Below are 8,312 nucleotides of genomic sequence, written 5' to 3'. Positions count from 1 at the left end.
CCTATATTTTTACTGTAAAATTCGGGACGCAAACCGATAGCGGTGATTATGCCGGCACCGTAATAGCAACAAAAGATTATATCCCTTCTCAAGAAGCAGCTTATGCCGTATGCTCTAAATTTATCGGTAGCATAACTCAAATACCGCCGGCTTTTTCTGCTCTTAAGGTTAACGGCGTAAGAGCCTATAAATTGGCAAGAAGTGGGAAAGAAGTAGAATTAAAGCCAAGAAATATAACTATTTATGATCTAAAATGTTTAAATTTTGATGAGAAAAATGCTACCGCTACCTATAGTGTAGAATGCTCAAAAGGTACTTATATAAGGACTTTAGCAGAAGATTTGGCATTATCCTTGCAAAGTTTAGGATTTGTGATAGAATTACGCCGTACTCAGGTTGGAATATTTAAAGAAGAAAATGCTATTCATATTATTTTACCCGAAGAAATTACAAAAGAATTTCTTGAAACAAAAAGTATAAAGATAGAAGCAATACTGGACGACATCCTGGTTCTTGATGCAACTGACAGCCAAGCACAGCAAATTAAATATGGACAGAAATGCCTATTTGATTATGAAAAAGACGTTAATCTTTTATGGGTTCGCTATAAAGGCGTTTTGCTTGCAATAGGTAGCTTAAATGAAGGTTGCTTTAATTCTTTACGAGTATTTAATTTAACACCGTAGAATTCTTTTAAAACTAGAAATCTATATATTTTAAGGAGAAATTATCGATGTCGATTACACAAGAACGTAAACAACAATTAATTAAAGAATATGCTATAACGGAAAATGATACTGGTTCAAGTGCGGTGCAATGTGCTATCTTAACTCAAAGAATCAATAATTTAACCGAGCATTTTAAATCTAACCATAAAGATCATACTTCAAGACGTGGATTATTAATTTTAGTCGGACGCCGTCGTAGATTACTTAACTATATTAAAAAGAATAGTATTAGCGAATATTTAGACTTAATAAGTAAGCTAGGAATTAGGAAAGTAAAGTAGTAAGATAATCGTCATTGTGATTAGGCATTGCCTATGTAGATGCCAAGTCGTCATTGCGAGCAGCCATAGGCTGCGTGGCAATCTCATGAAATAATAACAAACTCCTGAGATTGCGGGCGTACAATTACTTCGTAATTTCCTCGCAATGACGGGATAGAATACAAAAAATATAAATTATGAAATGAGATAAATAGATGTTTAACGAAATAACTAAGAGTGTTACATGGAACGGGAAAGTTCTTGAACTTAGTACAGGTAAAATAGCACGTCAGGCTGATGGTGCGGTTACGGTAAAAATGGGTAACTCTGTTTTACTATGTACAGCAGTAGTAGCTAACAAAGCAAAAGAAGGTATCGGTTTTTTTCCTTTAACAATTAATTATAGAGAAATGGCATCTGCTGCCGGTAAAATACCTGGTGGTTTTTTTAAGCGTGAAGGAAAAGCGTCAGATAGAGAAGTTTTAGTATCTCGTTTAATAGATAGACCGATCAGACCGTTATTTCATCCGTCTTTTGTGAATGAAACGCATGTAACTTGCAGTGTTCTTTCATATGATCCTGAAACTCCGGTAGATATACTTGCAATTATCGGTGCATCGGCTGCACTTAGCCTATCCCCTGCTCCTTATCTAGAAATAGTTGCTGCAAGCAAAGTAGGATTGATCAACGGTGAATTTGTTTTAAATCCGACACTTGAATTATTAAAAACAAGTCAGCTTGATTTAGTAGTTGCAGGAACAACGGATTCAGTAATGACAGTTGAATCGGAAGCTCATTTACTTTCTGAAGAACAAATGCTAGAAGCTGTAAAATTTGGCTTTGAGAGCTTCCAGCCGGTAGTAAAGATAATTAAAGAACTAGCAGAAGAAGCTAAAAAACCAAAACTTGAAATGCAAGATTTATATCCTGCCTCATTAAAAAACGAAATTGAGAAGTTATTTGCAAAAGAAATTGAACAAGCTTTTGCGATTAAATCTAAACAAGAACGTAGCACTAATTTAGATTTAATACCTGAAAAAGTTCTTACGCATTTTGTAAGCGACATAGAAAATAAAAAATATAATAATTATCAAATCGAATCGGCTTTAAAATCTATTGAATCAGATATATTACGTAACGAGATTTTAGAAAAAAATAGACGTATCGATGGAAGAAGTACCACGGATATAAGACAAATTGCCTGTGAGATCGGGCTGTTACCTTGCACTCATGGCTCAGCTTTATTTACTAGAGGTGAGACACAAAGCTTAGTTAGTGCTACATTTGGTACTAGCTTAGATGAGCAAATAGTTGATAGTTTAGAGGGTGAGTATAAAGAGCGTTTTATGCTCAATTATATCTTCCCGCCCTACTCCGTAAATGAAGCAATGCCGATGAAAGCACCTAGTCGTCGTGAAGTCGGGCATGGTAAGCTTGCTTGGCGTGCTATTAATCCTTTATTACCTACTAAAGTACAATTTCCTTATTCTATTAGAGTAGTTGCGGAAACTACAGAGTCTAACGGTTCTTCTTCAATGGCAACTGTTTGCGGTAGTTCTCTTGCTTTAATGTATGCCGGCGTACCGATAAAAGCACCAGTTGCGGGTATTGCTATGGGACTTGTTAAGGAAGGCAAAAAATTTGCCGTATTATCGGATATTCTCGGCGATGAAGATTATTTAGGTGATATGGACTTTAAGGTTGCAGGAACTAGCGAAGGGATTACTGCATTACAGATGGATATCAAAATACGAGGTGTGGACTTTGATATAATGAAAGTAGCTTTAGAACAAGCACGGCTTGGTCGTTTGCATATACTTGAGCAAATGAATAAAGTTATCAGTAAACCAAATAGCGAACTAAGTAAAAATGCTCCTTCTACTACTACTATAAAAATAGATAAAGATAAAATTAGAGATATTATAGGACCTGGTGGTAAAGTAATAAAGGAAATTTGTGAAACTAGCGGTGCTAAAATAGATATAAGCGATGACGGCAGCGTTTCTGTTTATGCTTCAGATAAAGACAAAGTAAAAATTGCATTAGATAAAATTAAAGCTATTGCCGTTGAACCTGAAATCGGTGAAATATTTAACGGTACGGTAATGAAGGTCTTAGATTCCGGTGCTTTTATTAATTATTTAGGTAATAAAGACGGCTTTGTTCATATTAGTGAAATTTCAGAAGAAAGAATAGAAACGGTTAGCAGTGTTTTAAAACAAGGCGATATAGTAAAAGTTAAGCTAATAGGTTTTGATAATAAGGGCAAAGCAAAACTAACTATTAAAAATGCCGATAAGGATAAATCTTCAAATAATCCAAAGCCAAGAAATAACTCTAAAGAAAACCAAGAGTCTGAAAAACGAGACGTTGGTAAAAAACGAGCTTGGAATGAAGAAAATAATGCTGAAACGGCTGAAACAGTTACAGAACGTAAGTATTTTAATTGATCTTGTCATAGCATAGCTCTGTGTCATACCGCGACTTGATCGCGGTATCTAATAATACTTAAATGGATACCGCGATCAAGTCGCGGTATGACAAAAACAATGACCGACACAAATAATTATCGTGCCATCGCAAAGAGGGTTATTTCTAATGAAGCGAGTGCTTTAGAAAAATTATCCGAAAATATCCCTGAAGATTTTAATAAGATTGTAGAATTTTTACTGTCTTTCAAAGGACGGGTAATTTTAACCGGCATAGGTAAAAGCGGTTATATTGCAAGGAAAATAGCTGCTAGCTTTTCCTCAACCGGTATGCCTGCTTTCTATTTACATCCGGCAGAAGCAAGTCATGGCGATTTAGGAATGATTACAAAAGATGATCTAGTTATTATGCTTTCTAATTCCGGTGAAACTAAAGAGTTATTTAATATAACCGCATATTGCAAGAACTCTTCCATAAAAATTGCTGCAATGACAATGAATAAAAATTCCACTTTAGCTAAAAGAAGTGATTTTTTATTAATAATACCTGAATATCCGGAAGCTTCTGTAATAGGTGCTCCTACTATATCATCTTTAATAATGTTATCGCTCGGCGATGCATTAATGACTGCCGTACATGAAAAGCGAGGCTTTACCAAAGATGATTTTAAGATTTATCATCCGGGAGGTACAATAGGTGCTAATTTAACAAAAATTAAAAACCTAATGCGTAGCGGTGATGAAATACCTTTAGTATATGAGGATACTTCTTTTGCTGAAACTGTAATCATTATGAATAAAAAACGTTTGGGGTGTGCAATCGTAACAGATAAAAATAAAAATCTGCTAGGAATCATAACGGACGGTGATTTACGTCGTCATATCAGTGATCAAATCCACTTAAAAACAGCATCAAGTATTATGACTAAGAATCCTACCTGTATTTCATCCGAAACATTTGCAAAAGAAACTTTAAATTTAATGAAATCTAAAAATATCACTAACATACCGATTGTTGATGATAATATCATTACAGGTATTATTCATATTCATGATTTACTGAAGGTAGGAGTTAGCTAAAATTTATGCCCTCTTCCTATAAACGGCGGAAAAAAATTTGGAAATCTGTCTATTTTTTAATAATACTTGGAATTTTGTATATGGGATATATACTAATTAAAAGTGGTTATGCTAATGAAGAAGAAGATATTAATGTTACAAAAAAAAGCTTAAAAGATAATAAAAGTTTTGATTTAAAATATAATATTATATTGAAAGATTCAATTTTTGAGGGAGTAAATAAAAACTTAAATGCTTATACAATTAAAACTAAGCGAGCTATAAAAGAGTCGGATAACAAATATAAATTAGATATAATAAATGCTATTTATAACGTAAATAAAGACCAAACTCTCACCATACATGCGAAAGAAGGCTTTTTAGACGAAGAATCAAACATATTAGATTTAAAAAACGATGTAAAACTTTATTTTGATGAGGTCATATTTAACACTAATGATGCACGGATTGATTTAGTAAATAAGAATATAACCGGTAATTCGCCTGCTACGTTACTTTACAAAAACTCTTCCGTTACTTCGGATAGTTTTAATACTGTGGATGAAAATAATATTATAATTTTTAAAGGCAATGTCTCTACAATCATCGATTTATCGGATTATTAAACTTGTTTTGATTCTCATAATTAGTACTGTAATATATGCTAATGATAAAGATATTTCTAATTTACATATAACTTCTGATACTTTAATTATTGATAGAACTAAACAAAAGGCAGAATATCTTGGAAATGTTGTTGTTTATTTCGATAATGCAATACTTAGAACGAAAGAATTATATATTTTTTATAAAACAATAGATGAAAAGCGAACTATTGATTATATAGTTATTCCTACTAAATTGACTGTAGAGAGAAAAATAAATAATGAATTATTAATTGCAGATTCAGCTGAATATTTTTTCGATAATAAACAACTTATTCTACTTGGTAATGTAATATTACAACGTGACGATAATGTTTTAAAAACTAATAAACTAATCTATTATGTAGATATTGTTAGGAAATAACATTCTTTGGTACGTCATTGCGAGGAAATTATGAAATAATTGACGAAGCAATCTTAGGATATTTGACGAGATTGCCACGCAGTCTACGACTGCTCGCAATGACGTTGAGAATTAATCCACAAAAAACACACAAATAAAAAAGATGGACAGCTTACAAGTTAAAAATATATCAAAAGCATATAAAAAAAGAAATATATTAAGCGATATATCTCTTAATATAAAACAAGGAGAAATAGTTGGTTTATTCGGTCCTAACGGAGCCGGTAAAACAACTTGTTTTAACATTATTATCGGTTTAATGAAGCCGGATTCCGGACAATTGCTTTTAAATGATACAAATATTACAAATTTACCTATTTATTTAAGAGCAAAGCTTGGAATCGGCTATCTTCTTCAAGAACCTTCAATATTTCGTGGATTGTCTGTTGAGGATAACATTAAGGCTGTAGTTGAAATATCTGAAAACGACAAAGAAGTAATTGAACAAAAAACTCATAATTTACTAGAGAAATTTTCGATAGTGCATTTAAAAGATCTTTCTGCCGCTAGTTTATCAGGCGGTGAAAGGCGTAGGCTTGAGATCGCACGCTCACTTGCAATAGAGCCTAAATTTATCATGCTTGATGAACCACTTGCAGGTATTGATCCTCTTGCTATATCTGATATCAAAAACCTAATTACTTATTTACGTGAGTTCAATATAGGTATCTTAATTACCGATCATAACGTGCGTGACACTTTAGATATAGTTGATCGTGCTTATGTTATTTTTGAAGGTAAAGTATTATTAGAAGGAAGTGCTAAAGAGATAGCAAATAGCAAGAAAGTTAAAGAAGTGTATTTAGGAGAAAGCTTTAGTTTGTAGACTATACAAACTCGTCATTGCGAGAAGAATTACGTAGTAATTCGACGAAGCAATCCCAGGAGTTTGTCATTATTTCATGAGATTGCCACGCAGTCTACGACTGCTCGCAATGACGATTTGGTATCCACGCAACAATGCCACTCAGAAATGACACAAGAATCATATAACAACACTTAAATTAGTTTTCATGAACATAAACAAAGAAATTTTTAGGGCTTATGATATAAGAGGCAATAGCCTTACAGACTTAACGGAAGAAGTAGCTTATAAGATAGGATTTTGTTTTGCCGGGATGACTATAACGAAGGATAACAACAAAATCTGTGTTGGTTTAGACGGTCGGCTTAGTTCCCCTACCCTTTGTAAAGCCTTAGAATTAGGATTAACTGATGCAGGAGCTGAAATCATAAATATTGGCATAGTTCCAACACCAGTTTTATATTTTGCCGATAAACACTTTATGCCTGCCGGTAGTATTGTGGTTACGGGATCACATAACCCTCGTGACGATAACGGCTTTAAAATACTGCAAAACGGCAAATCTTTTTTCGGTCCTCAAATACAGGATTTATTGACGAGGATTTTGCATGATCACGTCATTCCTACTTCCTCTTGTGTCATTCCTGCGAAAGCAGGAATCCAGCTTAATACAAGTGGATACATGGATTCCCGCTTTCGCGGGAATGACATAGAATACGACAATAACATACGATCTAAATATCTAAAGCGTATTTTAGAAGAAATAAACATTAACCCGAAATTAAAAATAGCTTGGGATTCTGGTAACGGAGCAACGGGCAATATTATTGAAGCACTAAAAAAACATTTAGCTAACAAGAATATAATCATAAATAGTAAAATTGACGGAAATTTTCCAAGCCATCATCCTGATCCTACGAATCCTGCTAACTTACAAGAGCTAATTAAATTAGTTAAAGAACAAAATTGTGATCTTGGTATAGCTTTTGACGGTGATGGTGATCGCTTAGGTATTGTTAGCGGGGGTGGGAAGATATTATTCGGTGATCAAATTTTATGTATTTTTGCTGAGGATATTTTAAAGGAAAATCCAAATGCAACTATAATAGTTGATGTAAAAGCAAGCCAATTTATAGTTGATAGAATTAAGTCATTTGGCGGAAATCCTATAATATGGCGAACAGGTCACCCTTTTATTAAAAGCAAAATGCTCGAGACAAAGGCTTTGCTTGCGGGTGAAATGAGTGGGCATATATTCTTTGCTGATAAATATTTTGGTTTTGATGATGCAATTTATGCAGCTCTTAGATTTTTAGATTTACTTAGCAAATCAAGTGAAACTCTAGACGAGATAATAGAAGATTTACCCAAAAGCTATAGTACACCGGAAATTAAAATATTTGTTTCTTCAGAATTAAAGCTAAAAATTATAGAAGAAATAAAACAAAAATTGCTTGATGATAAAATAGAATTTAATGATATAGACGGTGTGCGGGTAAATACTGAGCATGGTTGGTGGTTACTGCGTAGCTCTAATACCGAATCTATTATAGTTGCACGGGCTGAATCAGCTAGTAGAAATGGTTTAGATGCAATAATAACTATAATTAACAAGTATCTTAAAAAATACGAACTATTAATTAATTATTAAAAAATTAGTTTATCTGTTGAGTTTTTAAATATTATTTAGTATATTTTCTTCACATTAAATTAATATAAGGAGAAATAATATGTTAAAAGTCCTATCTAAAGCAGATCTAATCGATATATCACCTGTTGATACTAAATTAGTTACAATAACATTAGCAGATGAATCAAATTCATTAGGTGCAAATATATTAAATAATATCATTATAAACAAGACACCATTAGTAATAAAAAATGCAGGCCTTGAGCATACTAGTAATCCTCTTATTTTTACACTTAACAACGATGTAGCAACATCTTACGGTTTAAAAAGTAT

Annotated in this window: 8 protein-coding genes and 1 pseudogene; all 9 read left to right on the top strand. The window is 33.0% G+C overall.

Translation table 11 applies throughout. From position 1 onward, the window contains the following. Positions 1–686, top strand: a 686-nt coding sequence (gene truB / locus AC1Z7D_RS04710) for a tRNA pseudouridine(55) synthase TruB (protein WP_482602421.1), incomplete at its 5' end; no start/stop codon positions are given. 47 nt (positions 687–733) lie between these two features. After that, the gene (gene rpsO / locus AC1Z7D_RS04705) at positions 734–1,009 is read left to right on the top strand and encodes a 30S ribosomal protein S15 (RefSeq protein WP_482602419.1); all 276 of its coding nucleotides are present in this window, start codon (positions 734–736) and stop codon (positions 1,007–1,009) included. A gap of 194 nt (positions 1,010–1,203) precedes the next feature. Then, positions 1,204–3,438 carry a polyribonucleotide nucleotidyltransferase gene (gene pnp, locus AC1Z7D_RS04700; protein WP_482602417.1) on the top strand — a complete coding sequence of 745 codons (2,235 nt, stop codon included), beginning with the start codon at positions 1,204–1,206 and terminating at the stop codon, positions 3,436–3,438. A gap of 99 nt (positions 3,439–3,537) precedes the next feature. Beyond that, entirely contained in the window at positions 3,538–4,497 is a 960-nt protein-coding gene (locus AC1Z7D_RS04695; protein WP_482602423.1) for a KpsF/GutQ family sugar-phosphate isomerase, read from the top strand. Positions 4,498–4,502: 5 nt separating this feature from the next. Further along, entirely contained in the window at positions 4,503–5,102 is a 600-nt protein-coding gene (gene lptC, locus AC1Z7D_RS04690; RefSeq protein ID WP_482602415.1) for an LPS export ABC transporter periplasmic protein LptC, read from the top strand. Further along, on the top strand, positions 5,068–5,505 hold the full coding sequence (locus AC1Z7D_RS04685; protein WP_482602413.1) for an LptA/OstA family protein: 438 nt from the start codon (positions 5,068–5,070) through the stop codon (positions 5,503–5,505). The genes lptC and AC1Z7D_RS04685 overlap by 35 nt, the downstream gene beginning before the upstream one ends. Before the next feature lie 142 nt (positions 5,506–5,647). Next, positions 5,648–6,370, top strand: coding sequence for an LPS export ABC transporter ATP-binding protein (lptB, locus tag AC1Z7D_RS04680; protein WP_482602411.1), 723 nt, complete (start codon positions 5,648–5,650; stop codon positions 6,368–6,370). 187 nt (positions 6,371–6,557) lie between these two features. Beyond that, a complete protein-coding gene (locus tag AC1Z7D_RS04675; RefSeq protein ID WP_482602409.1) occupies positions 6,558–8,000 on the top strand; it encodes a phosphomannomutase/phosphoglucomutase in 1,443 nt (480 codons plus the stop codon). 79 nt (positions 8,001–8,079) lie between these two features. After that, positions 8,080–8,312: pseudogene (locus AC1Z7D_RS04670) on the top strand (hypothetical protein); the annotation flags it as partial.

The organism is Rickettsia sp. (genome assembly GCF_965035265.1).
The sequence above is the reverse complement of the archived record's forward strand: the minus strand, read 5'-3'. Positions and strand labels throughout refer to the sequence as shown.

Coding starts and splice junctions, on each gene's coding strand:
- rpsO (WP_482602419.1), top strand. CDS start 734: ATGTCGATTACACAAGAACGTAAACAACAATTAATTAAAGAATATGCT.
- pnp (WP_482602417.1), top strand. CDS start 1,204: ATGTTTAACGAAATAACTAAGAGTGTTACATGGAACGGGAAAGTTCTT.
- AC1Z7D_RS04695 (WP_482602423.1), top strand. CDS start 3,538: ATGACCGACACAAATAATTATCGTGCCATCGCAAAGAGGGTTATTTCT.
- lptC (WP_482602415.1), top strand. CDS start 4,503: ATGCCCTCTTCCTATAAACGGCGGAAAAAAATTTGGAAATCTGTCTAT.
- AC1Z7D_RS04685 (WP_482602413.1), top strand. CDS start 5,068: ATGTCTCTACAATCATCGATTTATCGGATTATTAAACTTGTTTTGATT.
- lptB (WP_482602411.1), top strand. CDS start 5,648: ATGGACAGCTTACAAGTTAAAAATATATCAAAAGCATATAAAAAAAGA.
- AC1Z7D_RS04675 (WP_482602409.1), top strand. CDS start 6,558: ATGAACATAAACAAAGAAATTTTTAGGGCTTATGATATAAGAGGCAAT.